The sequence below is a fragment of the Bradyrhizobium sp. 31Argb genome (genome assembly GCF_043638955.1).
Lineage (GTDB): Bacteria > Pseudomonadota > Alphaproteobacteria > Rhizobiales > Xanthobacteraceae > Bradyrhizobium.
Map to the genome: position 1 here is coordinate 1 of NZ_JBEGDB010000102.1, position 26,013 is coordinate 26,013.

The following is a 26,013-nucleotide window of genomic DNA, read 5'->3' on the forward strand; positions in this document are numbered from 1 at the left end:
GGTCCTACCCCCGTGCTTTTTGTTGCACGGGACCCACGGGTGCAACCAGCACCCGGCTTTCCCTGCGCCCTCTGTCTTCGAGGAGGGTGGAAAGTGAAGGAAAGCTCGGGCGCATCGCGCCGCGAGAATGCAGACTCACACCCCTCGGCTGTTTGAAAATTGAATCATAACTCGCGGCGAAGCGGTAGGGTGGGCAAAGCGTAGCGTGCCCACCATTGCGGGCGGTGCACTTGATGGTGGGCACGCTACGCTTTGCCCACCCTACAAGTTCGCCGGCCTCACGTCGCCGCGTGCTTCTTCGCCTTCGGCTTGCCGGGCTTCGGCTGCGGCGCGGGCACGTCAATGCGCTCGATCGACGACAGGCGGCCGGAGGTGAACGTGTAGATGCCGGCGCGCGGCCCGTGCGTATAAGTGACGACGGCGACGCGATCGCCGCGTTCATTTTTGGAAAGACCGACATTGTCGGGCGCGCCGATGCCGCGGACCACATCGCACTCGGTGTGTCCGAGCGCGACCGTCCCGGTACTCTGCGGCGGTGGTGCGCCACCCGCGCCGTCCGCGAGCGCATTGGCATTCGCAGGCCCCGCCGGCGCCATGCCCGGGCATCCGCCCTCGGCGCTGACCATGTCCTCTGCGGTGACCGGCTTGGTCGGCGTCAGCGGCGGGGTCTCGATCGAAATGTTGCGGATGAACACCCGGCCAGGCCGCGAGAACCACTCGGCATCCCTCGAGAAAATATCCGAGCCCCCGAAAATATTCGAGCCGCCGGAACAGCCGGAGATGACTGGCGCAAGCAGCAGCAGGGCCACCAGCGGTTTCCGAATAAGTGTTCCATCTCGCACGATCGATTGGGCTCCCGTCTCTACCCTCTTGTCCCGCCGCGCTTTTTTGCGCGAAGCGATACCCCAAGCCTTACGCGCGGCGCGCGCCTTTGCCCTAAAATGTTTGTCCGAGCATCCCTTTGCGGCATGACCGTGGCTGGGCGCCGACTCCGGGACACAAAGTGCAAATTATCATTAATTCCGCAACCTTCTATTGCCGGCGCTGCCAGCGGCCCCGCTCATCGGTCTGCCAATAGGTCACATCGAATCCGCGCGCCTTGCAGGCGGTCCAGCTCGCACGCGCCGCCGCCACGGCTTCGGCGTCGTCGCCGTTGAACACCAGCACCAGCCGCTCATAGCTGCCGCTATCTTCGGGCATCGCCGCGTTGTCGACCAGGAAGCGCACATTGGCGCGGTTCGGATTACCGTCGTCGATCGAAAGGATGATCGGCTGATCCGATGCATCGGCAACACGCCAGGTGGCATGCGGCAGGAAGGAATCGTCGCTGTAGGTCCATAAGTGCGCGTCGAGCGCCTCGGCGCGCTCCGGTGACGTCGATTGCACGACCACGCGCCAGCCGCGCTCCAGCGATTTCTCGAGCAGCGGCGGCAGCACGCTCTCCAGCGACATCCCCTGCAGATGGTAGAACAGGACCTCGGTCATATCAGGCTATTTCTTGGCCTCGTAGTAGTCCGCGACCAGGCGTTCCAGCAGGCGAACGCCATAGCCCGAGCCCCAGCTCTGGTTGATGTCGGTTTTTGGCGCGCCCATCGCGGTTCCCGCGATATCGAGGTGCGCCCAGGGCGTGCCGTCGACGAAACGTTGCAGGAACTGCGCCGCGGTGATCGAGCCGCCATGGCGGCCGCCGGTATTCTTCATGTCGGCGAACTGCGAATCGATCAGCTTGTCGTATTCGGAGCCGAGCGGCATGCGCCACACCCGCTCGCCGGTCTCCTGCCCGACCTTGATAAGCCGATCGGCCAGCTCGTCATTATTGGAGAACAGGCCGGCATGCTCGGTGCCGAGCGCGACCATGATCGCTCCGGTCAGCGTCGCGAGATCAACCATGAACTTCGGCTTGAATTTCTTCGCCACATACCAGAGCACGTCGGCAAGCACGAGCCGGCCTTCGGCGTCGGTGTTGATGATCTCGATGGTCTGGCCCGACATCGACTTGACGATATCGCCGGGACGCTGCGCGTTGCCGTCGGGCATGTTCTCGACAAGGCCGATGGCGCCGACCGCGTTGACCTTGGCTTTGCGCGCGGCCAGCGCATGCATCAGCCCGACCACGCAGGCCGCGCCGCCCATGTCGCCCTTCATGTCCTCCATGCTTCCGGCCGGCTTGATCGAGATACCGCCGGTGTCGAAGCAGACGCCCTTGCCGACGAAAGCCACCGGTTGCTCGCTCTTCTTGCCGCCGTTCCAGCGCATGATCACCACGCGGCCTGGCCGCGCCGAACCCTGCGCGACGCCGAGCAGCGCGCCCATTCCGAGCTTGGTCATCGCCTTGACGTCGAGCACTTCGACGTCGACGCCGATCTTGCGGAGTTGGCTGGCGCGGCGTGCGAACTCCTCCGGATAGAGCACGTTCGGCGGCTCGTTCACGAGGTCGCGCGCAATGACGACGCCCTCGACAATGGAGGCATCAGGCGCAAACGCCTTCCTCGCGGCGGCGACATCGTCGACCGCGATCGAGACATCGGCGCGCACCTGCTCGTTCTCGCCGTCCTTCTTCTTGGTCTTGTAGCGATCGAATTTATAGGCCCGGAGCCGGATACCGGAGGCGATCGCCGCCGCCTGCTCCGCCTTCATCGCGCCCTCGGGCAACTCGGCCATCACTGTGACGGTATCGGTCGCCACGTTCAGCTTGCCGGCAGCGACGCCACCGAATTTGAGAAAATCCTTCTCCTTTAGCGCCGACGCCTTGCCGGTTCCGACAACGATCAGGCGCTCGACCTTGATTCCCTCCGGCGCCAGGATGTCGAGAATCGCGCCGCTCTTGCCCTTGAACTGGTTGGCCGCGGCCGCCCGCTTGACCGTCTCCGCCGCCTTCCCAAGCGCCTTGTCGGTCGCCGCGCCGAACTTCAGTGCCTCGTCGCAAAACACCACCATCAGGCCCCTGACGGGCGCGGAAAACGGGACAAAGCCGACCTTTACGGCGTCGGACATAGGCAAATTCCTCCAGAATCAGAGCTGTCGCAGGCAGGAGCCGGCTGGCGTGGGTAGTAGGTGGAATGTCGGTTCGCGGCCGTCCAGATCGGTCAGCCCCGGGGTTGATCAACACTATGGCCTGCCAGCCGCCGCACTGCCAAGCGCGGCGTGGCTGGAACGCCACAAAGGGGAATAATTAACCATATGGAAGACGTGCCTTGGCTCAGCCATTTTGTTGACGGATCAAAGGGATGGTAATGAGAGAGTGACGGCTGGACGGATAAGCGGCACGGCCAAAAGGGGAGCCCTTGGAAGGGATTGGTCGGGAAGCCGTGCGTTTTGGCGTGCCAAGTGGGATCTTGCGGTAACGGGATGGGGTCGATTGACAGGTATATTTTCCGCACGACGCTCGCGTCGTTTGCGGTAGTCCTGATCAGCCTCACCGGCGTGATCTGGATTACTCAGGCGTTGCGCGGCATCGACCTGATGACCAGCCAGGGTCAGACCATCATCACCTTCCTCGGCATCACTAGCCTGGTGATTCCGGCACTCGTCCTGATCATCGCGCCGATCGCGCTGATGATCGCGGTCTCGCACACGCTGAACAAGCTCGCGACCGATTCCGAGATCATCGTGATGAACGCCGCGGGCTTTTCGCCATTCCGGCTGTTCCGTCCCTTCTTCTATGCCACCTGCGTGGTCGCCGCGCTGGTCGCCTTCATCGGCGCCTATCTCGCGCCCGACGGCATGCGGCGCATCAAGCAATGGGACGCGGAGATCACCGCCGACGTACTCACCAACATCCTCCAGCCGGGCCGCTTCGCCCAGCTCGACCAGAACCTGACGATTCGGATTCGTGAACGCCTGCCGGGCGGCGTGCTCGGCGGCATCTTTGTCGACGATCGCCGCGATCCCAAGGAGCGCGTCACGATCATCGCCGACCATGGCACGGTGCTGAAGAACGAGAATGGTTCGTATCTGGTGCTGGAGGACGGCAATCTGCAGCGATTCGAAGCCGGCAAGCGCGACCCTGCCCTCGTCGCCTTCGGCCGCTACGCGTTCGACATGTCGAAATTCTCCAACCAGCGCGACGTCACGCTGGGGATTCGCGAGCGATATCTGTGGGAATTGATCTGGCCCGCGGCTGATGATCCGACCTTTGATCAACTATCCGGCCAGTTCCGCGCCGAATTGCACGACCGCTTCATGGCGCCGATCTATCCGTTCGCATTTGCCGCACTCACATTCGCCTTTCTGGGCGCGCCGCGCACGACGCGCCAGAGTCGCAATTTCTCGATCGGCGGCTCGGTTCTCGCGGTGCTTGGCCTGCGCATGGCTGGATTCGCCTGCTCGGTGATGGCGGTGAAATCGTCGCTTGCGGTCGGCGCACAATATCTGATGCTGCTCGCTGGCATCGGCGTCGGGCTCTGGATGATCATCGGCGGCGTGGTGGTGGAGCCGCCGCCCGGATTGATCGAGGCCATCAACAAGTCGAATGCGCGGATCGCCCGCCTGTTCGGAAGGCCGGCCACCGCATGAGCATGGTCACCAACACACTCGGGCGCTATTTCGCCGGCCGCTTCGTGATCTCGGCCGTCGGCGTGTTCGTCGGCATCTTCGTGCTGCTCGTCCTCGTCGACTACATCGAGATGGTGCGCAAGACCTCCGGACTGGTCACGGCCTCCGCGATCACGGTCGCCGAGACCTCGCTGTTCCGCGTCCCGCAGCTACTCGAGAAGCTGATGCCGTTCTGCGTGCTGATCGGGGCCATGACCTGCTATCTCGCGCTGTCGCGCCGGCTCGAGCTCGTGGTCGCGCGCGCCGCCGGCGTTTCGGCCTGGCAGTTCATCTCCCCCGCGCTGGCGAGCGCGATCGTGCTGGGGATCGCGGCGACCACCGCTTACAATCCGATGTCGGCAAACCTGCGCGAGCTCTCCAAGCAGATGGAAGCTGAGCTGTTCGGCTCGGCGCCCGGCGGCGGCATCCAGGACGCCTCTGGCTTCTGGCTCAACCAGGTCAACAGCGATGGCCAGTCGATCATCAACGCCGCCCGCAGCGAACAGCAGGGCGTGCGCCTGACCGGGCTGACCGTATTCCGATTCGACACCAGCCTGCAGTTCAAGGAGCGAATCGAAGCTCGCGAAGCCTCGCTCGAAGAGGGCCGCTGGGTGTTCAAAGGAGTACGTCGATACTCCCTCGACAAGCCTCCGATCGACCAGGAGAGCTTCTACCTGGCCACGACGCTGACCCCGGCCCAGGTCCGCAACAGCTTTTCCACCCCGGAAACTGTGTCGTTTTGGCAACTACCGAACTACATCCGCTCGTCGGAGAGCTCGGGCTTCGCGACCGCCGGCTACCGGCTGCAGTATCACAAGCTCATTGCACAGCCGTTTTTGCTGGCTGCGATGGTGCTTTTGGCCGCTTCGGTCAGTTTGCGCTTCTTCCGGTTCGGCGGCGTGCAAAAGATGGTTTTAAGTGGCGTGGGTGCGGGCTTTCTGCTCTACGTGCTTTCGAAAGTAACTGAAGATTTGAGCAAGGCTGAGTTGATGCATCCCATCGCTGCGGCGTGGTTGCCTGTGTGCGTGGGTGGCCTCACCGGTTTCTTGGCCTTGCTATATCAGGAGGACGGGTAGTGGCCGTTGTCGCCGCCCGCCAGTTGGAGTCGCCTGCGTTCAGGCGGCGCAGTACCGTGCGCCGTCAGCGGACTCGCTTGGCCGGCTTCCTACTAACCTTGACCGTTGGATTCATTCTTACGGCGACGATCGGCGCTGGCCTGACGACGCCCGCCGCCGCGCAGAGCTTCACCTACAATCCGCGGCCGCCGAAACCGACTCCGGCCCCGCCCCGGAATGACGGGCAGATGCTTGTGCAGGCGACCGAAGTCGATTACGACTACAACAATCAGCGCGTCTCCGCGGTCGGCAACGTGCAGATGTTCTACAACGGCACCAGCGTCGAGGCCGACAAGGTCATCTACGACCAGAAGACCAAGCGTCTGCATGCCGAGGGCAACATCCGCTTCACGGATGCGCAGGGCAAGATCACCTACGCCAACATCATGGATCTCAGCGACGATTACCGGGATGGTTTCGTCGATTCGCTGCGCGTCGACACCGAGGATCAGACGCGCATGGCGGCGACCCGTGCCGACCGCTCCGCTGGCAACTACACGGTGTTCGAGAACGGCGTCTATACGGCCTGCGCGCCGTGCAAGGACGACCCGAAGAAGCCGCCGCTATGGCAGGTCAAGGGCGCCCGCATCATCCATAACCAGACCGAGAAGATGCTCTATTTCGAGAACGCCCAGCTCGAATTCTTCGGCGTTCCGTTGGCGTACATGCCCTACTTCTCGACTCCGGACCCGACGGTGAAGCGCAAGAGCGGCTTCCTGATGGCGAGCCCCAGCCAGGCGACGGCCTATGGCTACGGCGTCGAGATCCCCTATTATTTCGCGCTCGCGCCCGACTATGACGCGACGTTCAACCCGCGCTTTACGACGCGCCAGGGCGTCCTGTTGCAGGGTGAATTCCGCCAGCGCCTGCTGGACGGCTCCTACTCGATCCGCGCCTATGGCATCGACCAGCTCGACCCCGGCGCCTTCGCCAACCAGCCGGGCGACCGCCAGTTCCGCGGCGGCATCGATACCAGGGGCCAGTTCGCGATCAACGACAAGTGGGTCTGGGGCTGGGACGGCGTACTCCTCTCCGACTACTTCTTCTTCCAGGACTATCGGCTTGGCCAGTACCGGGACCCCTACGCGTCGTTCCTGAGCCTGCCGACGGAAGCGATCTCGCAGCTCTACTTGACCGGCGTCGGCAATCGCAGCTTCTTCGATGCGCGCACGATCTATTACCTGAGCTACTCTGGCAACCAGAGCCAGGTGCCAGTGGTCCATCCGGTGATCGACTATAACAATGTGATCAACAGCCCGATCTTCGGCGGCGAGTTCGGCTACAAGGTGAACTTCACCAGCCTGACGCGCGACCAGGCGGTCTTCGACCCGATCACGACGCTCGCCAACACCGCCGGCCTGTGCACCACGGCATCCGCCGATCCGCTGGCCCGGATGCCCTCGCAGTGCCTGCTGCGCGGCTTCCCCGGCACCTACACGCGCCTGACGGCCGAAGCTCAATGGCGGCGATCGTACACCGACCCGATCGGCCAGATCTGGACACCGTTCGCGATCCTTCGCGCCGACGCGATCGATGCCTCGATCTCGAACCAGCCTGGTGTCTCGAACTTCCTTCCCGTCGGCGAGACGCAGGCGCTGCGCGCGATGCCGACCATCGGCCTTGAATATCGGTACCCGTTCATCAACGTGCAGCCGTGGGGCACCACCACGCTCGAGCCGATGGCGCAGGTCATCATCCGCCCGAACGAGACCTATGCCGGCAAGCTGCCGAACGAGGACGCGCAGAGCCTCGTGTTCGACACCAGCAACCTGTTCTCCGTCGACAAGTTCTCCGGCTACGACCGTGTCGAGGGCGGCGGCCGTGCCAACGTCGGCGTGCAGGCGACCACCCAGTTCGATCGGGGCGGTGCCGTCAAGGTGCTGTTCGGACAGTCCTACCAGTTGTTCGGCCTGAACTCGTTCGCGGTCGCCGATGCGACCAATACCGGCCTCGATTCGGGCCTGCAGCATGCCGCATCCGACTATGTCGGCAGCGTCAGCTATTCGCCCAACCGGACCTACACGTTCAGCGTCCGCTCGCGGATGGACGAGGCGACCTGGAACATCAACCGCTTCGAGGCCGAGGGACGCGCAAACTTCGATCGTTGGTCGGTCAGCCTGCTCTACGGCAACTACGCGGCCCAACCGGAACTCGGCTATCTCACCCGTCGCGAAGGCATCCTGACCAGCGCCTCGGTCAAGGTCGCCTCGAACTGGGTGGTGTCCGGCTCGGCGCGTTGGGACCTTGAAGCGAACAAGATCAACCAGTACGTCATCGGCGCCGGCTATGTGGACGACTGTTTCGTGCTGGCCGCAAACATTGTCAGGTCATACAACTACTCCACCCCCTCGTCGCCGCCAATCCTCAGCACCACGTACATGTTCCAAATCGGGCTGCGGACGATCGCGACGACGACGACGACGAACAGCGGAAGCGGCTATTAGTAGAGCGTGATCCGCAGCGCCGAAATTCGGTGCGGATCGGTTGATATGGCTGACATGACCATATAGCTGAGATGACCATGACGACCTTGCCCCATCGCCTTTCGGCCCTCGCTCCCGCTTGCGCCATCGCGCTCGCGTTGATGCTCTGCGGCACTTCGCCGCTGAAAGCGCAGACCGTAGCCGTCATGGTCAATGGCGAGCCGATCACCAATTACGACATCGAGCAGCGCACCAAGCTGAACTTCCTGACCACCCACAAGCAGTCGACGCGGCAGGACGTGATCGAGGAACTGATCGACGAAAAGGTGAAGATCAAGGAAGCCAAGAAATTCGGCGTCGACCCCTCCTCCTCCGACATCGAGCAATCCTATTCCGCGATGAGCGCGCGCATGCGGATCTCGTCGGAGCAACTGACGAGGTCGCTGGAGAGCCAGGGCATTCGCGCCGACACGCTCAAGTCCCGCATCAGGGCCGACATGGTTTGGACCAGCCTCGTGCGTGGCCGCTACAAGGAAAGCCTCCAGGTCGGCGAGAAGGATGTCGCGGCCGCCGCGCAGGAAGGCGGCGAAAAGACCGAGGTCGAAGCGTTCGAATACAAGATGCAGCCGATCGTGTTGATCGTGCCGCGCGGCTCCACGCCGGCATTGATCGAGGCGCGCAAGAAGGAAGCCGAGGGGCTGCGCGAGCGCATCACGAGCTGCGACGAGGCCAACTCCTATTTCAAGACCATACCGAACGCGGCGATCCGCGACACCGTGACCAAGACTTCCGGCGATATCCCGCCGAGCATTCGCGAGGTGCTCGACAAGACGCCGATCGGCCATCTGACCCCGCCGGAGATCACCAAGCAGGGCGTGGAGATGGTCGTGCTGTGCGGTCGCAAGACCACCATGATCGACTCGCCGAAGAAGAGGGAAATCCGCGAGAAGATGTACGCCCAGAAATATGAGGCGAAATCGAAATCCTATCTGCAGGAAGTCCGCAAAGCGGCCATGATCGAATATCGCTGATGATGTCGAAGCCCCTCGCGCTGACATCCGGCGAACCCGCAGGTATTGGCCCCGACATTGCGCTTGCCGCGTGGTTGCGGCGTGATGAACTGAAGCTTCCGCCGTTTTACCTGCTCGGCGACCGCGATTTTCTCGCTGAGCGTGCTCACCGTCTTGGCCTTGCGGTCGAGCTTGCCGACGCCTCCCCCGAAGAGGCGCTTAGCACGTTCGCGCGAGCCTTGCCTGTCGTTCCGGCCGGCAAGCCGGCGACGGCGCGGCCCGGCACGCCGGATGCGACCAGCGCGGATGCCGCGCTGTCCTCGATCCGGCGCGCGGTCGCCGACGTCATGGCCGGCAAGGCCGCCGCTGTCGTCACCAACCCGATCGCCAAGAACGTGCTCTATCGCGCTGGCTTCGGTCACCCCGGCCATACCGAATTCCTGGCCGAGCTCGCGGCCAAGGACGGGGTCGCGCCGCAGCCCGTGATGATGCTGTGGTCGCCCGAACTCGCCGTCGTGCCCGTGACGATCCACCTTTCGCTGCGCGAAGCGCTTGCATTGCTCACGACGGACTTGATCGTCTCGACGGCCCGCATCGTGGTGGCCGACATGAAGGCACGCTTCGGGCTTTCCCGCCCGCGCCTCGCAATGTCGGGCCTCAATCCGCATGCCGGCGAAGACGGCACGCTCGGCACCGAAGATATCGAGATCGTGGCGCCGGCTGTCGAGATTCTGCGCAGCGAAGGTATCGACGTCCGCGGACCGCTGCCGGCGGACACGCTATTCCACAAGGCGGCGCGCGCCACCTATGACTGCGCGATCTGCATGTATCACGACCAGGCGCTGATCCCGATCAAGACCATTGCGTTTGATGACGCGGTCAATGTCACGCTCGGCCTACCGTTCATCCGGACCTCGCCGGATCACGGCACGGCATTCGACATCGCCGGCACCGGTCGCGCCAATCCGTCGAGCCTGATCGCGGCGCTGCGGCTGGCCGCGAGGATGGCCGCGACAACGCCTGAATGAGCGCGATCGACGATCTGCCGCCGCTGCGCGACATCATTCGCGAACACTCCTTGTCGGCGCGCAAGTCACTGGGCCAGAATTTCCTGCTCGACCTCAATCTCACCGCGCGGATCGCCCGCGCCGCGGGTCCGCTCGAGGACTCGACCGTGATCGAGGTCGGCCCCGGCCCAGGCGGATTGACCCGGGCGCTGCTCGCGCTCGGCGCCAAACGCGTGATTGCCATCGAGCGCGACGAACGGGCGCTGGCTGCGCTCGACTACATCGTCAAGCGATACCCGGGACGACTCGAGATCGTGCATGCCGACGCGCAGCAGTTCGATCCCCGCCCCCTGCTCGATGGCGGCAAGGCAAAGATCGTCGCCAACCTGCCCTACAACATCGCGACCCAGCTTCTGGTCGACTGGCTGTCGATCGAACCTTGGCCGCCCTGGTACGACATGATGGTGCTGATGTTCCAGCGCGAGGTCGCCGAGCGGATCGTCGCGCAGGAGAACGGCGAGGCCTATGGCCGGCTTGCCGTGCTCGCCAACTGGCGCGCCGAAACAAAGCTCCTGTTCGACATTTCGCCGTCGGCCTTCGTGCCGCAGCCGAAGGTCACCTCGTCGCTGGTACGACTGATACCACGCGCCGCGCCCGAGCCTTGCGAACGGCGCGCGCTGGAACAGGTGGCGGCCGCAGCCTTCGGCCAGCGTCGCAAGATGCTGCGCCAGAGCCTGAAGTCGCTTTCGGTCGATCCAGCCCGGCTCGCTGCGGCGGCAAATATCGATACCACCCGCCGCGCCGAAACTATTCCCATCTCCGGCTTTGTTGCCATGGCTCGTGAATTGGCCAATATACGAAACACAACATCGAACATTGCCTAAGGAGTGAACGCCATGGCGCAAATGGTACGCCAGTCCCTCGTCAAATTTGATGCGCCGTTGTGCGAGACCATCGTCGAGACGCCGAAGCCGCAAGGACGCGAAGTCCTGGTCCGCATCGAGCGTTGCGGTCTCTGCCATTCCGACCTGCACATCCAGGATGGTTACGCCGATCTCGGCGGCGGCAAGAAGCTCGACACCACACGCGGCATGACCCTGCCCTTCACGCTCGGCCACGAAATCGCGGGTGTCGTCGCGGAAGCCGGTCCCGATGTTCCGGCTGACCTGATCGGGAAAAAGAAGGCCGTTTTTCCGTGGATCGGCTGCGGCCAGTGCCGCGATTGCCTGAACGGCGACGAGAACCTCTGCGTCAAGCAGCGTTTCCTGGGCGTGTCCATCGATGGCGGCTTCGCTAGCCATGTGCTGGTGCCCGATGCAAAATACCTGCTCGACTACGATCCGCTGCCGATCAATCAGGCGGCCACGCTGATGTGCTCAGGCATCACCGCCTACGGTGCGCTGAAACGATTGGTGGATCGCCCGCGGAAGCGCAACCTGCTGCTGATCGGCCTCGGCGGCGTCGGCATGATGGGGCTCTCGTTCGCGCAGGCGATGTTCAAGCAACCGATCTCGGTTGCCGACCTCAGCCTGGCCGCGCGCGAGACTGCGCTGCAGAACGGTGCAGCAGTCGCCTACGACCCGGCCGAGCCCGATGTCTTCAAGCGTATCCTGAAAGAGACCGAAGGCGGATTTGACGAAGTCGTCGATTTCGCCGGCAACGAGAAGTCCATGGCGTTCGCAGTCTCCGTGCTGGCGCGCGGCGGCAAGATCGTGGTCTCCGGCCTGATGGGCGGTACTTTCAGCCTGCCGATGGTGCAATGGGTCTACAAGCGCATGACCATCGAGGGCTTCATGGTGGGAACGCTGGCCGAGGCCCAGGAATTGATGGCGCTCGCGCGCGCCGGCAAGATCAAGCCGACGCCGATGCGGGAAGAACCGATGGCCGACGTCCAGAAGTGGATCGACCAGTTGCGCGCGGGCAAGGTCGTCGGACGCATCGTCCTGAAGAACTAGATCACGATATAGGCCAGAACGGCAGCATCGGTCCGAACTGTGCTGCCAACTGGATCACCTTGATCAGCACCGGCCGCATCTCAAGCCGTTCCGGCTCGGGAAGTTTTCGCCAGTCCGACTGCTGGGTCGGCCGCTGGACCGCTTCAAAGCAATAGCTGTCGGTGCATCCCCGAGTGCCCCGATCTGCCGCAATTGAGGCGGCCGGCGAGCCGCAATTAAGCCCCACCCGCTCCGGATTTGCGGCGCATTGCCACCCAACTTCCTACCGAGAGTTAGGGGTTAAGGGGTAGCCGGTGTTATCGGGGATGTAGATGTCAAAGCGTACCGCCCAATTCATTTCAGCACTTGTTGCTACGATGCTGGCGGGTGCCAGCTTCACCGCCGGAGCGGAAAACGGTACCGAGAGTGCCGACAGCGCCAAGACTGCCGACAGTTGCCTGTCGGCTCCACAGGGGACCGCGCCTGCAGGAAGCCATTGGTATTATCGCCTTGAGCGCTCCACCAAGCGCAAATGCTGGTATGTCCGCGAAGGGAGCAGCAAGGCGGCGAAGGCCGCGCCTGTACAGCAGGAATCCCCGCCGCCGGCCGAAGCCGGCAACCCGCCCCAGCCGGCGGCCAGCATCAGCCCGTCGGTCGCAGATGCGCGCGCTGAGCTGACTTCATCGCAGGCGGACACCAAACAGAAGCCCGCCTCCGCCCTCGACAACGCGCCCCCCTCCGTCGGCGCACCCGCCTCCGGCTCGCTGGTTTCGGCACGCTGGCTTGACCAATCGAGCATGGCCGCATCTGGTGGCAGCAAGGTCGCCGCCGCCGATACGGCCGTGAGCCCACAGGAAGAGCCCGAGGCGGCGCCGCAACCCGCGCCGCCGCCGGCACCCGCCGCAACCGCGCATTCGACGGTTGAGAAGCAATCAACCTCGACGCTGTTGTTCATCATGGCAGGCACACTTGCGCTCGCCGGCCTGGTCGGCGGCCTCATCTTCCGGCTCAACCGTACGGGCGCACCGCCCTACGAGGTCGACAATGAATGGCGTGCGCCCTGGGACCGCGATCATGCCGAGCGCGCCCCGCAACTGGCCGCCCAGCACAAGGAGAGTTCGCCGCGTCCGGTCGAACCGCCGCGAGCGCCTCGCATCGAAGCGGAACAGCCAGAGCCCTCGTTTGAAGATACGCAGCGGGAGATCAAGGAAATGCTGGCGCGTCTGGCGAAAAGCGCGACCGCCTAATTGATTACTTCTCGAGCTGGCGCCGCAGGCTGCGCACGAACTCCGTTAGACCAATCTGTCGTTCGCGCTTGAGTTGCTCTGCTCGTAGGATCGATTTAACAGATTCGAAGGCGATCCCGATGTTATCATTGACGACGATGTAGTCGTAAGCGTCGAAACGACTCATCTCGTCGCCGGCCTTTTTCATTCGACCTCGAATGATTTCGTCAGAATCCTGTGCGCGTGTATGTAAGCGCTGCTCCAGCGCCGCCACCGAAGGTGGAAGGATAAACACGCTGACAACGTCGTTCGGCGAACGGCTGCGCAATTGCTGCGTGCCTTGCCAATCGATATCGAACAGCACATCCTTACCCGATGAAAGCGCAGCCTCGACCGGAGCACGCGGGGTTCCGTAGCAATTGCCGAACACCATCGCATATTCGAGCAATTCACCGTTTGCGACCATTTCATCGAAGCGGGTCTGATTGACAAAATAGTAGTCTCTGCCCTCGACCTCGCCTGGCCGTTTTTGACGCGTGGTCGCCGATACCGACATCTGCAGCGCAGGCGTCTCGGCAACTAGCATGCGCGACAGCGTGGTCTTGCCGGCGCCCGACGGCGACGACAGCACGAACATCAGGCCGCGCCGCTCGACCCCGTCAAACCCTTGAGCCTCTCCTTGGGCCTCACCTTGGGCCGCCGTCATGCCTCACTCCAGATTCTGAACCTGCTCGCGGAACTGCTCGACCACGTTCTTCATCTCGAGCCCGGTATTGGTGAGCTCGATATCGTTCGATTTCGAGCAGCAGGTATTGACCTCGCGATTGAATTCCTGCGCCAGGAAATCCAGCCGGCGCCCGATCGGCCCACCCTTGCCGATCATCTCACGCGCCTGCGCGATGTGGGAAGCGATGCGGTCGAGTTCCTCGCGGATATCGGCCTTGGTCGCGATCAGGATCGCTTCCTGGTTCAGCCGATCCGCATCGAATCGATCGGAGGCCTCCAGCAGTGCCGCGACCTGTTCGGCAAGTCGCGCGCGGATCGCCTCCGGCTTGCGGCCCGGTGCCGCTTCCGCCTTCTTGGCGAGCTGTTCGATCTCGTCCATCCGCTGCATCAGCACTTGCCCGAGCGCCGTACCCTCGCGGCGGCGCATCTCAACCAGATGGACCAGCGCCTGCTCGAAGGCCAGCGCGGCGGCCTCTCTTGCCGCCTTGTCCTCGGCCTCGTCGCTTTCCGGCTCGACCACCTCGATCACGCCCTTGATGCCGAGCAGCCCGTCAATGCTCGGCGCCACCGCGTCAATCTTCTGCGCCAGTTCGCCCGCGACCTTCACGATCGAGGCCAGCACGTCTTCGTTGATGCGCACCGCCGACACGGCGTTGGCGCGCTTGACATTGAGATTGGCATAGACAGTTCCACGCGACAGCACTTCGCTCGCGCGCTTCTTCACCACGGCCTCAAGCTCGTCCCAGCCTGGCGGCAGCCGCAGCCGCAAGTCAAAGCCCTTGGCATTGACCGACTTCAGTTCCCACTCGAAGGTGTAGGGGCCGCTCGCGCCATGGCTTCGGGCAAAACCGGTCATGCTCGATAGGGCCATCGCATAAAACTTTCTGACAAGAGATGTGAGACTCGCTGGAACGCGTGCGACCTTAGGCCGATTTCCCTGAAAGTGGAATTACGTTCGCGTGCCGGTGGCCGACGTCCAGACTCAGCGCTGGACCACGGGCGGCGACGTCGTCGACTGCGCCGCGCCCTGCCGTGCCGGCCTTGCCGGCTTCTTCGAGTTGGCCGGCGGCTTGGGCGGCGTGGTTGCAGTCGGGTTGGTGTCGGGCGGCGCGCTGGCGGCGGGCGGCGGCGGATCGTCTGCTGGCTCAACCGTGTCGTTCTGGATCTGCTTTTCCATCGAACGGAGCTTCGCCACGTTCTTTTGGTGCTGATCGTAGGTCTCGGTGAAGGCATGCCCGCCACTGCCGTCGGCAACGAAGAACAGATCTCGGGTCCGCGCCGGATTGGCTGCTGCTTCCAGCGACGCGCGGCCGGGATTGGCGATCGGGCCCGGCGGCAGGCCATCGATGACGTAGGTGTTGTAGGGCGACGGCTGGGTGATCTCGCTGCGCTTGATCGGCCGGCCCAGCGTTCCCTTGCCGCCGACCAGGCCGTAAATGATGGTCGGGTCCGACTGCAGCTTGATCTTCTGCCGCAGACGATTGACGAACACGGCCGAGACGCGGCTGCGCTCATCGGCCCTGCCGGTCTCCTTCTCGACGATCGACGCCAGCGTCACGAGTTGCTCCGGCGTTCTGACCGGAATGTCCGGATTGCGGCGTTCCCAGATTTCCGCAAGCACGCGCTTCTGGGTCTGCTGCATGCGCTGGATCACCTGCTCGCGCGTGGTGCCGCGCGGGAATTTGTAGGTCTCCGGCAACAGCGTGCCCTCGCGCGGTATCTCGCGCACCGAACCTGTGAAGATGTCGTTGTCCGACAGCCGCGCCACGATCTGTTCGGAGGTCAGGCCTTCGGGAATGGTAACCGCATGCTGCACCACCTTGCCTTCGACGATGGTGCCGATGACGTCGCGCAGGCTCGCGCTCTTCTGGAACGAATATTCGCCGGGCTTAAGATCGGAACTCGCCTTCATCGCAAACACGCTGCCGATGAAGACCCAGGGATTGACGTCGATCACGCCCTCACGCTGCAGGATGTCGGCGATATCGCGCTTGCCGGCCCGTTGCGGAATGTTGACGATCTTGTCCTCCTGCAGCGGTCCCGACGCTTCCAGGGTCTGCTTTCCGTAGTAATAGGCTATGCCCGCGCCAATCATCAGAAGGATCAGGAGGGTGATGATGGCGTTGCCGACCACGACGAAAGGATTGCGGGCACGGTCCGACCGTTTCGGCGGCGGCGGGACCTGTTCAGGCTCCAGCGCGGCGCGCGGGCTTCGCGGTGAAATGGGCGGCCTCTCACTCATCGATTCGACCTGAATCCTGCCGGTTCAATCGTGGCCTGACAAATCTAAAGTCCTGCCAATATAATCAATACTATACGAGTACGCGCCCGCGCCTGGAAGTCATCGGCGATTGCGGCAAAACGGTGAACTGGCTCCAATTCGCCTGCTGGGACAACGCGCAGCGTATTGCGCTGACATCATGCCCAAACAAAGAGGTTAGATCATGATCCGATTCGATCAATCGGATCATGATCTAGTTGATAACACGCTGCAGGATCACGGAAGCGTTAGTGCCTCCGAAGCCGAACGAATTGGACAACGCCACATTGATCTCGCGCTTGTGCGGCGTGTGCGGCACGAGATCGATCGCCGTCTCCACCGACGGATTGTCGAGATTGATCGTCGGCGGGGCGACGTTGTCGCGAATCGCTAGGATGCTGAAGATCGCCTCGATCGCGCCGGCGGCGCCGAGCAAATGTCCGGTCGACGACTTCGTCGACGACATCGAGACTTTCGACGCCGCATTGCCGAGCAGCCGCTCGACCGCGCCGAGTTCGATCTCGTCGCCGACCAGCGTCGAGGTGCCATGGGCGTTGATGTAGTCGATATCGGACGGCGTCATGCCGGCGCGCTTCAATGCCGCCGACATGCTGCGGAAGCCGCCGTCTCCGTCCGGCGACGGCGAGGTGATGTGATAGGCGTCGCCCGAGAGTCCGTAGCCGACGACCTCCGCATAGATCCTCGCGCCGCGCTTCTTTGCGTGCTCATATTCTTCGAGCACGACGATGCCGGCGCCCTCGCCCATCACGAAGCCGTCGCGGTCCTTGTCGTAGGGACGCGACGCCTTGGTCGGCGTCTCGTTGAAGCCGGTGGACAGCGCGCGCGCCGCGCAGAAGCCGGCCATGCCGATGCGGCAGATCGGCGATTCGGCGCCGCCGGCCACCATCACCTCGGCATCTCCAAGCGCGATCAGCCGCGCGGCGTCGCCGATCGCATGCGCGCCCGTCGAGCAGGCGGTGACGACCGCGTGGTTCGGCCCCTTCAGGCCGTGCTCGATCGAGACATAGCCGGATGCCAGATTGATCAGCCGGCCCGGAATGAAGAACGGCGACACTTTTCGCGGACCGCGTTCCTTGAGCAGCACCGCCGTGTCGGCGATTCCCGAGAGGCCGCCGATGCCGGAGCCGATCAACGTGCCGGTCGCGCACTTGTCCTCTTCGCTCTCCGGATGCCAGCCGGCATCGTCGAGCGCCTGCTTGGCCGCGCACATCGCGAAGATGATGAAGTCATCGACCTTGCGTTGGTCCTTCGGCTCCATCCACTGATCGGGATTAAAGGTGCCCTCGCTGCCATCGCCGCGCGGCACCACGCAGGCAACCTGGCTCGGCAGGTCGGAGACATCGAAGGTCTCGATCCTGCGCGCCGCACTGCGACCTTCAAGGATACGTGCCCAACTGGTGTCGACGCCACAGCCGAGTGGTGTAACCATGCCCAGCCCCGTGACGACAACACGTCTCATGTCAAGAACTCCGTCCTGAAATGCGCGGTCAACAACAAGAAACCGGGGGACCGCCTGATGACGGTCCGTCCGGCTTCGTCGGCACCGCGAAGGGCGTCAGCTTTTCGCGTTCTTCTCGAGAAACTTGGTCGCGTCGCCGACCGTCAGGATCGTCTCCGCGGCGTCGTCGGGAATCTCGCAACCAAATTCTTCTTCAAATGCCATCACGAGCTCGACGGTGTCGAGACTGTCAGCGCCGAGGTCATCAATGAAACTTGCGCTGTCGACCACCTTCTCCGGCTCGACGCCAAGGTGCTCGACCACTATCTTCTTTACCCGCTCGCCAATCTCACTCATCGTTCACCCTCGTGCTTGTTCCATTGGACCCGACCCCCAGACGATACGAGCCATCGTGGTCGTGTAGTTTCCCTAAGCTGTCGCGCATAGTCTTGATTCGGCGGTCGTGGCCGACTAAGTCCCGGCGAACGGCAGGCGTCGCCACGCCAATATACAGGGTTTCAACATCCTGCAATGGCGTTCTTTGCCCATCCGCGGCTGGTTCGGTTATCATAATTCCCTAGTCTTGACTATAAGCCCCGCCCGGTCGCCGGTAGGGCATTCCGCCACGCAAAAACGCTCCGGTAACCCGCTCAAAACATGGCCATTCCGCCATTGACGTGAATCGTCTGTCCGGTCACGTAGGCGGCCTCATTGGAAGCGAGGTAGACGGCTGCGGCGGCGATGTCTTCGGACGTTCCGAGTCGCGCCGCAGGAACCTTTGCCAGGATGGCCTCGCGCTGCTTGTCGTTCAGCGCATCCGTCATCGGCGTATTGATGAAGCCGGGCGCAATGCAATTGGCGGTCACGCCGCGCTTGGCATATTCGGCGCCCAGCGTCTTGATCAGGCCGATGATACCGGCCTTCGACGCGGTGTAGTTGGCCTGGCCGGGATTACCGGTGACGCCGACGATCGAGGTGATGGCGATGATGCGGCCGAAGCGCTTGCGCATCATCAATTTGGTGGCGGCGCGCGCGAGGCGGAAGGTCGCCGTCAGGTTGATCGCGATCACCTCGTCCCAATCCTCGTCGCGCAACTGCACGAACAGATTGTCGCGTGTGATTCCCGCATTGGCGACGAGGATGTCGACCTGCCCCAGCGCGGTCTCCGCTGCGGGCACCAATGCCTCGACTTCGGCACTGTTGGAGAGATTGCACGGCAGGACATGAACACGCTCACCGAGCTTGGCTGCAAACGCATCCAGCACCTCGCGCCGCGTGCCCGAGATCGCAACGGTTGCGCCCTGCGCATGCAGCGCCTGTGCGATCGCGCCGCCAATGCCGCCGGTGGCGCCGGTGACCAGCGCGGTCCTGCCCGTCAAATCAAACATTACTATCTCCTCTCGGCTCTCTTAGAGCATGATCTGCGCGCAAACGCATCGCGTTTGTCGGAGGGAAAACCGGTACACACTTTTCCCGATCATGCTTCAGGCCGAAGCGGCCAATGCATCCTTGGCGGCCGCGATATCAACGGGACCGCCGACGGAAACTCCTACCGCGCCATCGGCGATGCGCTTGACCAGTCCGGTCAGGACCTTGCCGGCGCCGATCTCGAAGAAGCGCGTCACGCCCTTGCTTGCCATATAGGCGACCGCCTCGCGCCAGCGCACCGTGCCGGTGACCTGTTCGATCAGCCGGCGGCGGATCTCGTCGGGATCGGTGATGGCGGTCGCCAGCACGTTCGAGACCAGCGGCGCGGCCGGCGCCTTGATGGTGACGCCGGACAACGCCTCGGCCATGGCGTCGGCCGCCGGCTGCATCAACTTGCAATGGAACGGAGCCGACACCGGCAGCAGCATCGCGCGCTTGGCGCCCTTGCCTTTGGCGATCTCGACCGCGCGATCGACGGCGGCCTTGTCGCCGGAAACCACAACCTGTCCGCCGCCATTGTCATTGGCAGCCTGGCACACTTGGCCCTGGGCAGCTTCCTCGGCGACCGCCATCGCCGCCTCATAGTCGAGGCCGAGCAGCGCGGCCATGGCGCCGACGCCGACGGGCACCGCCTTCTGCATCGCAAGGCCGCGGGTACGCAACAGGCGTGCGGTATCGCTGACGCTGAGGCTGCCGGCGGCGGCCAGTGCCGAGTACTCGCCGAGCGAATGGCCCGCGACATAGGCCGCGTCGCGGCCGACCGAGAATTCGGCCTCCGTCTCCAGCACCCGCAGCGTCGCGATCGAGACCGCCATCAGCGCCGGCTGGGCATTCTGGGTGAGCTGCAGGGTTTCAGCCGGACCGTCCCAGATGATCCCGGTCAGCTTCTCTCCCAGCGCGGCGTCGACCTCGTCGAACACCGCCCGGGCCACCGGAAAGGCATCGGCGAGGGCCTTGCCCATGCCGACTGCCTGCGACCCCTGCCCCGGAAAAGTGAATGCTGCCGTCATGGCGCTCCCAAGCTGTTTGGGCATGATCTCCGGGAAAGCCGGTTTCCGCTCCTTCCGGATCATGCTCTGGACGGGCGCGTAAGACACCGTCCGGGGCTGGGATGTCAAGCCGCGTTGCGGCATTGAAATGGGGACTTTCCCCTAGAACCCGCCGGCCCTCTGGTCCGCGCCTACTTCCGCGCCGGCCCTCGCCCGGCGTGCGCTGCTCACCAATTGCCCCGGCCGATCCTCATGATCCGGCTTTGCGGTCGCCAGTCTCAGCACCGCAAGATAGCCCGGCTGCACCTCCATGTGGCCGGCGTGCCGGCTTTCGCTGAGAATGCGGTGAACCCGCGGCAGGTTGTAGCACGGGACATAGAACAGCAGGTGATGCTCGAGGTGATAGTTCACGTAATAGGGGGCGATGAACAGCCGCTCGAGGAAGCCGGCGTGCGTGGTCCGGGTGTTGCGCAGGGGATCGTGGCTGTCAGGAACGACGGCGTGCTCGGCGATGTTGCGGATGCGCGTGATCACCATCATCCAGGTGAGCAGCGGAACCAGCCATAGCAGTGGATAAGCCCACCACACGCCGGCAGCCGCAAGCCCTGCAAACAGGAGCCCGTTGACGATGAATTGCGGCCCGAGCTTCTCCCAGAAATGCGCGGCACGCTGCCGCCAGGGCCATTGCTTCGGCCCGAGCGCATTGAGCAGTTGCGCCTTGCGCTGCTGATAGCCGGTCTGGCCGGTGATGTCGCGAATGAACTTGCGCCGGTAGCTCATCTTCGTGATCGGAAACGGCGCCGACAGCACGAGGTCGGGATCATCCTCCTGCTGCGTCCGCGCGTGATGCTGCAGGTGATAGCGGCGATAGGCGCGCGTCTCCGCAAAGATCGGATAGGCGCAAAACCACTGGCTCAATGTCAGGTTAGTCTTCTCGTCCGCTGAAAGGCATCCATGCGCGCCGTCGTGCATCAGGATCGCGAGCCCGAGCTGCCGCGAGCCGATGATCGCGACGGCGAGGAGATATGTCAGCGGATTCGGCCACCAGGCCACCAGCGCGATCGCGCCTGATATCAGCGCCCAGGCATGCGCAATCAGCGCGATGCCCTTCAACGTCGAGCGCTGGCGGACGGCGATCAATTGATCCTCGGTCAGGAAGTCGCGGGCGCGGATGCGAAGCGCGGTCATGGCGAAGTCTCCTCGTCGCGAGAGGTGGAAGTGGATGTGCTGGGATCGCCGACCAGGCGCAGGCGCGTGTTCTCGGCGCTGGATGTGGTGGTGGCCTGCTCGCCGAGCACGCGCAGCATTTCGCTGCACAGCTCCTCCGCCGAGCGGCCCATCGCATAGCCTTCGAGGATGACGCCGATCGCAGCTGCCCAGAACCGCCGCGAGGTCGCGGCGGGGTCGCGCAGCGTGCGCCAGCCGTGCCGTTCGATCTGCCCCGCATAGGCGCGCAGCCCTTCGCTGTGCAGCCGCTCGATGGTCCGCTCCACGAGCGGCGCGAGATCCTGGCGGCGCCGCGTCAGGGTCAGCGCCTCCGCAAAGAAGGCGACCGAATCGGTCGCCGTCACCGTCTCGACCAGCGCACGCGTGTAGTCCCGCGGCGTCTCCGCCCGCAGCGCAGCCTCCTCCGCCGCGCGCGCCACATAGAGCATGTCGCGGCAGGCGGCCTCGACGAAGAGCGCTTCCTTGGTGCGGAAGTAGTAGGTGATCTGGCTCGGAAAGGCGTCCGCGGCCGCAGCGATATCGGTGATCGAGGCGCCGGCGAGCCCCTGTTCCTTGAACAGGCGGCTTGCGGCGTCGAGGAGCAGCGAACGCATCTTGCGCCCGGCCGCGCGTGTGGCCCGAACGGCATGTTTTGGATCGCCGGCTGGCGATTCGGACGCAGCTTTGGCCGCCATCAGACGCCTCCTCGATTTATTTGTATGATATACAAACAAATAAATCAAGACGGAGCTGGACGAACCGATCCGGCGCAGATTGGCCCGCCAAGCCGCCAAAAACCTCGCCCGGCAACCTTGCCAAAACGCGCAAAATCCTTATAAAGCCCGCCATCCGTGGGTCCCGGCCGGGAGCTGAACGGACGGTCTCAGCAATTTCATTCGTTGATTTTGATGTGGCAGGGCCAGTCGGCTCGTCGTCCCGTGCTTCCGCCTTCTGAGCAACATCGAGTCCTTTCCGAAGGTCTCGAAGGGCTTGTCGCCGGGAACCGCGCCAACTTTAGAAAGGACATCCATGCCTCTTTACGAGCATGTTTTTCTCGCGCGCCAGGACGCGAGCACCCAGCAGGTTGACGAGCTGACCGCGCAGATGACCGGTATCGTCGAACAGGCCGGCGGCAAGGTTACCAAGACCGAGAATTGGGGCGTGCGCTCCCTCACCTACCGCATGAACAAGAATCGCAAGGCGCATTTCGTGTTGATGAACCTGGACGCGCCCTCTTCCGCAATCAGCGAGATCGAGCGCCAGGAGCGGATCAGCGAAGACGTCATCCGCTATCTCACCGTCCGCGTCGAGGAGCTCGAGGAAGGCCCGTCGGCGATGATGCGCAAGGCTGACCGTGACCGTGAGCGCGATGATCGCGGCGGCGGCTTCCGCGGTGACCGCGAGGGTGGCGGCTTCCGTGGCGATCGCGACGGCGGTGGATTCCGCGGCGACCGTGGCCCGCGCCGCCCGCGCGATGAAGACGCTGCGACCGAGGAGTAAGAATCATGGCTGAAGCCGGTGCCCGCCGTCCGTTTTTCCGTCGCCGCAAGTCCTGCCCGTTCACGGGAGCGAATGCGCCGAAGATCGACTACAAGGATTCCAAGCTGCTGATGCGTTACGTCTCCGAGCGCGGCAAGATCGTGCCGAGCCGCATCACGGCCGTTTCCGCCAAGAAGCAGCGTGAACTCGCCCGCGCCATCAAGCGCGCGCGCTTCCTCGGCCTCTTGCCCTACGTGATTCGCTAGTCAATCCGGTCCGCAGCACCTCGCGCGCTGCGGACCATTTGCTCATAAGGCTTCCGGGTCGTCCGGTCGCCGATGGTTGGGGTTCTCAAGCAGGACCTCTAACCGCTCGAAAGGAGCGGGACAGCTAATGATCGCGACGTTGTTCATTGCTATCGCTGCTGGCTGCGCGTCGGCGTTGATGTTCGCCTCGATGATTTCGGGCGCGATGATCTCGCTGTTGCTGTTCTGGCTGGCGCCGCTGCCATTGATGATGGCAGGGCTCGGCTGGGGTCCGCTCACGGCAAGTATTGGCGGCATTGCGGCCGCGTCGGGCCTCGGCGCGATCTTCGGCCTGCCCTATTGCATCACCTTTGTCATCATGGTTGCGCTGCCGGCCTGGTGGCTCGGGTACCTCGCGCTACTGGGACGCCCGGTTGCCGAGCCGAGCCCAACTGGCGGGCCCGCTCCGGCGACCGCCAATCTCGAATGGTATCCGGTCGGCCGTATCCTGCTCTGGATTGCAGGCTTTGCCGTGCTCACCACGATGGCGGCCCTGCTCACGCTGGGCACCGACGCCGCCAGCATCGCGGGTGCCATGAAGCGCGGTCTGATGCGGGTTCTGGACTCGCGCATGGTGACAGCGAGCGCCGACATGGAACGCGTGGTCGACGCTATGGTGGCTGTCGCACCGCTCGCCGCGGTCATCGTCACCATGATATCGCTGACGATCAATCTCTGGCTGGCGACCCTGATCACGGCGACCTCGGGCCGCCTGCGACGCCCGTGGCCCGAACTGCGGGCGACTGCGCTCCCGGCAATGACATTGGTGGCTTCGTGCGTGGCCATCGCCCTCTGCTTCACGAGCGGCCTGTTGGCCATCCTCGCACAGGTCACGACCACCGCCCTGATGGCGGCTTATGCGCTCACCGGTTTCGCCGTGCTGCACACGGTGACGCAATCGCTCAATAGCCGCACACTCTGGCTGAGCTGCGCCTATGCCGTGGTTGTGATCTTCACCTGGCCGGTGATGGCGATGGTGGTGCTCGGAATAGCCGACGCGCTGTTCGGATTGCGCCAACGCTATCTACGGACCAGGCCGCCACCGCTCCCTGCATCCTGAATTCAACCGATCAACCCAAACCAAGATTGAAGGAGAAGCAATATGGAAGTCATTCTTTTGGAACGTGTCGCCAAGCTCGGCCAGATGGGCGAGGTCGTGAAGGTCCGCGACGGCTTTGCGCGCAATTTCCTCCTGAAGCGCGGCAAGGCGCTGCGCGCCACCGCCGATAACCGCGCCAAGTACGAAGGCATGAAGGCCGAGCTCGAGGCCAACAATCTTCAGGCCAAGTCCGAAGCCAGCAAGGTGGCCGAGAAGATCGACGGCCGCGAGATCATGATCATTCGCCAGGCCTCCGAAAGCGGTCAGCTATTCGGCTCAGTTTCGGTGCGCGACATCGTCACGGCGCTGGCGACCGACGGCATCATCGTCAGCCGGCCGCAGGTCTGGCTGGACTCGCCGATCAAGGTGATCGGCCAGCAGAAGGTGACGATCGCCGTCCACCCCGAGGTCGAGACCAACGTCACCGTCATCGTCGCGCGCAGCGCGGATGAAGCCGAGCGCATCAAGCGCGGCGAGGACATCTCGAGCCGCCAGGAAGACCAGGACGCCGCAGCCGAGGCGCTTGCCGCCGCCGGCGAGTTCTTCGATCCGGAAGCGCAGCAGGAGGAGCCGGTGGAGCCGGCGCCGGCTGCCGAGGAAAAGTAAGCCTCTTCGTTTACGGCAAGATCAAAGCCCGGCCTCGATCAGGCCGGGCTTTCGATTCGGGCCGCCGCCTTCTCATCCAGCATGGCGATCGAAGCGAGCGCGGTCGCGGTGTGCTTCTCTTTGCCGTCAATGACGCAGAACACGTCGGCCGCGACGACGGCGACCTGCCGTCCCGGCTTGATCACGCGCGCGCGGCAGATCAGGCGATCGCCGGACGCTGGCGACAATAGGTTCAATTTGTATTCGGCCGTCAGCGCCGCCTGGCCGCGCGTGGTCGCGGCCGCGATGGTGGTTGCGTTGTCGACCAGAAACGCCGTGACGCCACCGTGGAACAGGCCGTGCTGCTGCAACAGCTCCGGCCGCCGCCCGACCTCGATGGTGCAGGTGCCGCGGGCGAGCTCGGACAATTCGGCGCCGACGTGATTCATGAATCCCTGGCGACCGACATTGTCGCGGATGCGCTTCGCGATCGGCGTGAAGTCGCGATCCAAATCCTCTGTCATGGCGTATCTCCACTTCTCTCCGCTGCGCCGGGAGCTGCAACGGCGCGGATCGCGCAGGCAATCAGCATATCGGCCTGCTCCCTCGGATCGCCGCGGTCGCGGCCCGACAGGTAGGCGCGGCAAAAGATCTGCGCGGGCCCGATGATCTGGCTGATGAAAACGGTTGGCGACATCGGCGATAGCTCGCCGCTTGCAAGCAGCGGCGCCCGCCAATTCTCGATCCCGTCAGCGAGCCGCACATTCTCCCTGCGCTGCGCGTCACGAAGCTCATCGCTCCATTCGCTGCGGGATATCTCGAACAGGAAGCGTGCTTCGCGCCGGTTGACGACGACCCAGTCGAGATGGGCGCGGATCAGCCGCCCGACCCCGTCCCGCGCGCCGCAGGATCGATCGAGCACCGCGAGCATGGCGGCGTGATAGCGCTTGCAGGATGTCCAGGAACAGGGTGCCGGCGAGCGCCTTCTTCGATCCGAAGAAGTGGAAGAAGCTGCCGTTGGAGGCCCGTGCACGGGTTCGGATGGCCGCAACCGTCGCGCCCTCAAACCCATCGCGGTCGAAGACTGCAAGACCTGCGGCCAACAAGTCCTCTCGCGCCGTGGTTGCCATGCTCCACCTCTCTGGAGCTCTACTCTAGGCCGTGTGGACAGTTACCTTATCCAGAGCAGAGTGGCGGCAATGGCGACGACGGCGAAGTAGTTTCGCGCG

Annotated in this window: 25 protein-coding genes and 1 pseudogene; 12 read left to right on the plus strand and 14 right to left on the minus strand. The window is 63.8% G+C overall.

The window, feature by feature from the left end:
* Positions 1–278 precede the first annotated feature (278 nt).
* The 3 genes from AAFX91_RS20330 to AAFX91_RS20340 form a co-directional block, all read right to left on the minus strand.
* The gene (locus tag AAFX91_RS20330; protein ID WP_282532120.1) at positions 279–809 is read right to left on the minus strand and encodes a hypothetical protein; all 531 of its coding nucleotides are present in this window, start codon (positions 807–809) and stop codon (positions 279–281) included.
* Between the two features lie 223 nt (positions 810–1,032).
* Positions 1,033–1,485 carry a DNA polymerase III subunit chi gene (locus tag AAFX91_RS20335; protein WP_130581054.1) on the minus strand — a complete coding sequence of 151 codons (453 nt, stop codon included), beginning with the start codon at positions 1,483–1,485 and terminating at the stop codon, positions 1,033–1,035.
* A gap of 6 nt (positions 1,486–1,491) precedes the next feature.
* Positions 1,492–2,994 (minus strand): leucyl aminopeptidase, encoded by a 1,503-nt coding sequence (locus tag AAFX91_RS20340; protein WP_394567628.1) that lies wholly within the window; start codon positions 2,992–2,994, stop codon positions 1,492–1,494.
* Between the two features lie 354 nt (positions 2,995–3,348).
* On the opposite strand from AAFX91_RS20340, the gene lptF reads away from it, so the two are divergent.
* The 8 genes from lptF to AAFX91_RS20380 all read left to right on the plus strand — a co-directional run bounded on the left by lptF (position 3,349) and on the right by AAFX91_RS20380 (position 13,269).
* Positions 3,349–4,515: an LPS export ABC transporter permease LptF gene (gene lptF, locus AAFX91_RS20345; protein WP_130581055.1), complete on the plus strand. Its 1,167-nt coding sequence runs from the start codon at positions 3,349–3,351 to the stop codon at positions 4,513–4,515.
* Positions 4,512–5,609, plus strand: coding sequence for an LPS export ABC transporter permease LptG (lptG, locus tag AAFX91_RS20350; RefSeq protein ID WP_130581056.1), 1,098 nt, complete (start codon positions 4,512–4,514; stop codon positions 5,607–5,609). Before lptF ends, lptG begins: the two co-directional genes overlap by 4 nt.
* A gap of 98 nt (positions 5,610–5,707) precedes the next feature.
* Positions 5,708–8,092 carry an LPS-assembly protein LptD gene (locus AAFX91_RS20355; protein ID WP_245476445.1) on the plus strand — a complete coding sequence of 795 codons (2,385 nt, stop codon included), beginning with the start codon at positions 5,708–5,710 and terminating at the stop codon, positions 8,090–8,092.
* Positions 8,093–8,163: 71 nt separating this feature from the next.
* A complete protein-coding gene (locus AAFX91_RS20360; RefSeq protein ID WP_130581058.1) occupies positions 8,164–9,102 on the plus strand; it encodes a SurA N-terminal domain-containing protein in 939 nt (312 codons plus the stop codon).
* A 2-nt stretch (positions 9,103–9,104) separates the two neighbouring features.
* A complete protein-coding gene (pdxA, locus tag AAFX91_RS20365) occupies positions 9,105–10,109 on the plus strand; it encodes a 4-hydroxythreonine-4-phosphate dehydrogenase PdxA (RefSeq protein WP_394567640.1) in 1,005 nt (334 codons plus the stop codon).
* The gene (gene rsmA, locus AAFX91_RS20370) at positions 10,106–10,972 is read left to right on the plus strand and encodes a 16S rRNA (adenine(1518)-N(6)/adenine(1519)-N(6))-dimethyltransferase RsmA (protein WP_394567629.1); all 867 of its coding nucleotides are present in this window, start codon (positions 10,106–10,108) and stop codon (positions 10,970–10,972) included. Before pdxA ends, rsmA begins: the two co-directional genes overlap by 4 nt.
* A 12-nt stretch (positions 10,973–10,984) precedes the next feature.
* Positions 10,985–12,043, plus strand: coding sequence for an alcohol dehydrogenase (locus tag AAFX91_RS20375; RefSeq protein ID WP_394567630.1), 1,059 nt, complete (start codon positions 10,985–10,987; stop codon positions 12,041–12,043).
* 311 nt (positions 12,044–12,354) lie between these two features.
* Positions 12,355–13,269: a hypothetical protein gene (locus AAFX91_RS20380; protein WP_130581061.1), complete on the plus strand. Its 915-nt coding sequence runs from the start codon at positions 12,355–12,357 to the stop codon at positions 13,267–13,269.
* 4 nt (positions 13,270–13,273) lie between these two features.
* Here AAFX91_RS20380 and gmk read toward each other — a convergent pair whose 3' ends face one another.
* The 9 genes from gmk to AAFX91_RS20425 all read right to left on the minus strand — a co-directional run bounded on the left by gmk (position 13,274) and on the right by AAFX91_RS20425 (position 22,011).
* Positions 13,274–13,954 carry a guanylate kinase gene (gmk, locus tag AAFX91_RS20385; protein ID WP_130581062.1) on the minus strand — a complete coding sequence of 227 codons (681 nt, stop codon included), beginning with the start codon at positions 13,952–13,954 and terminating at the stop codon, positions 13,274–13,276.
* 3 nt (positions 13,955–13,957) lie between these two features.
* A complete protein-coding gene (locus AAFX91_RS20390) occupies positions 13,958–14,845 on the minus strand; it encodes a YicC/YloC family endoribonuclease (protein WP_130581063.1) in 888 nt (295 codons plus the stop codon).
* Positions 14,846–14,956: 111 nt separating this feature from the next.
* Positions 14,957–16,216: an endolytic transglycosylase MltG gene (mltG, locus tag AAFX91_RS20395; RefSeq protein ID WP_130581064.1), complete on the minus strand. Its 1,260-nt coding sequence runs from the start codon at positions 16,214–16,216 to the stop codon at positions 14,957–14,959.
* A 232-nt stretch (positions 16,217–16,448) separates the two neighbouring features.
* Positions 16,449–17,714: a beta-ketoacyl-ACP synthase II gene (fabF, locus tag AAFX91_RS20400; RefSeq protein WP_394567631.1), complete on the minus strand. Its 1,266-nt coding sequence runs from the start codon at positions 17,712–17,714 to the stop codon at positions 16,449–16,451.
* 96 nt (positions 17,715–17,810) lie between these two features.
* On the minus strand, positions 17,811–18,050 hold the full coding sequence (locus AAFX91_RS20405) for an acyl carrier protein (RefSeq protein ID WP_002716125.1): 240 nt from the start codon (positions 18,048–18,050) through the stop codon (positions 17,811–17,813).
* Positions 18,051–18,343: 293 nt separating this feature from the next.
* Positions 18,344–19,081 carry a 3-oxoacyl-[acyl-carrier-protein] reductase gene (fabG, locus tag AAFX91_RS20410; RefSeq protein WP_394567632.1) on the minus strand — a complete coding sequence of 246 codons (738 nt, stop codon included), beginning with the start codon at positions 19,079–19,081 and terminating at the stop codon, positions 18,344–18,346.
* Between the two features lie 96 nt (positions 19,082–19,177).
* Complete coding sequence (gene fabD / locus AAFX91_RS20415; protein WP_394567641.1) at positions 19,178–20,131, minus strand: ACP S-malonyltransferase; 954 nt, start codon at positions 20,129–20,131, stop codon at positions 19,178–19,180.
* Between the two features lie 141 nt (positions 20,132–20,272).
* Positions 20,273–21,298 (minus strand): fatty acid desaturase family protein, encoded by a 1,026-nt coding sequence (locus AAFX91_RS20420; protein WP_130583727.1) that lies wholly within the window; start codon positions 21,296–21,298, stop codon positions 20,273–20,275.
* Positions 21,295–22,011: a TetR/AcrR family transcriptional regulator C-terminal domain-containing protein gene (locus tag AAFX91_RS20425; protein WP_394567634.1), complete on the minus strand. Its 717-nt coding sequence runs from the start codon at positions 22,009–22,011 to the stop codon at positions 21,295–21,297. Before AAFX91_RS20425 ends, AAFX91_RS20420 begins: the two co-directional genes overlap by 4 nt.
* A gap of 334 nt (positions 22,012–22,345) precedes the next feature.
* On the opposite strand from AAFX91_RS20425, the gene rpsF reads away from it, so the two are divergent.
* The 4 genes from rpsF to rplI all read left to right on the plus strand — a co-directional run bounded on the left by rpsF (position 22,346) and on the right by rplI (position 24,805).
* A complete protein-coding gene (rpsF, locus tag AAFX91_RS20430) occupies positions 22,346–22,816 on the plus strand; it encodes a 30S ribosomal protein S6 (protein WP_130583729.1) in 471 nt (156 codons plus the stop codon).
* 5 nt (positions 22,817–22,821) lie between these two features.
* A complete protein-coding gene (rpsR, locus tag AAFX91_RS20435) occupies positions 22,822–23,061 on the plus strand; it encodes a 30S ribosomal protein S18 (protein ID WP_007592020.1) in 240 nt (79 codons plus the stop codon).
* Between the two features lie 127 nt (positions 23,062–23,188).
* Positions 23,189–24,160 (plus strand): DUF2232 domain-containing protein, encoded by a 972-nt coding sequence (locus AAFX91_RS20440; protein ID WP_130583730.1) that lies wholly within the window; start codon positions 23,189–23,191, stop codon positions 24,158–24,160.
* Between the two features lie 42 nt (positions 24,161–24,202).
* Positions 24,203–24,805, plus strand: coding sequence for a 50S ribosomal protein L9 (gene rplI / locus AAFX91_RS20445; RefSeq protein WP_130583731.1), 603 nt, complete (start codon positions 24,203–24,205; stop codon positions 24,803–24,805).
* 38 nt (positions 24,806–24,843) lie between these two features.
* Here rplI and AAFX91_RS20450 read toward each other — a convergent pair whose 3' ends face one another.
* A complete protein-coding gene (locus AAFX91_RS20450) occupies positions 24,844–25,308 on the minus strand; it encodes a PaaI family thioesterase (RefSeq protein ID WP_394567639.1) in 465 nt (154 codons plus the stop codon).
* Positions 25,305–25,914: pseudogene (locus tag AAFX91_RS20455) on the minus strand (TetR/AcrR family transcriptional regulator). Before AAFX91_RS20455 ends, AAFX91_RS20450 begins: the two are co-directional and overlap by 4 nt.
* Positions 25,915–26,013: the final 99 nt, after the last annotated feature.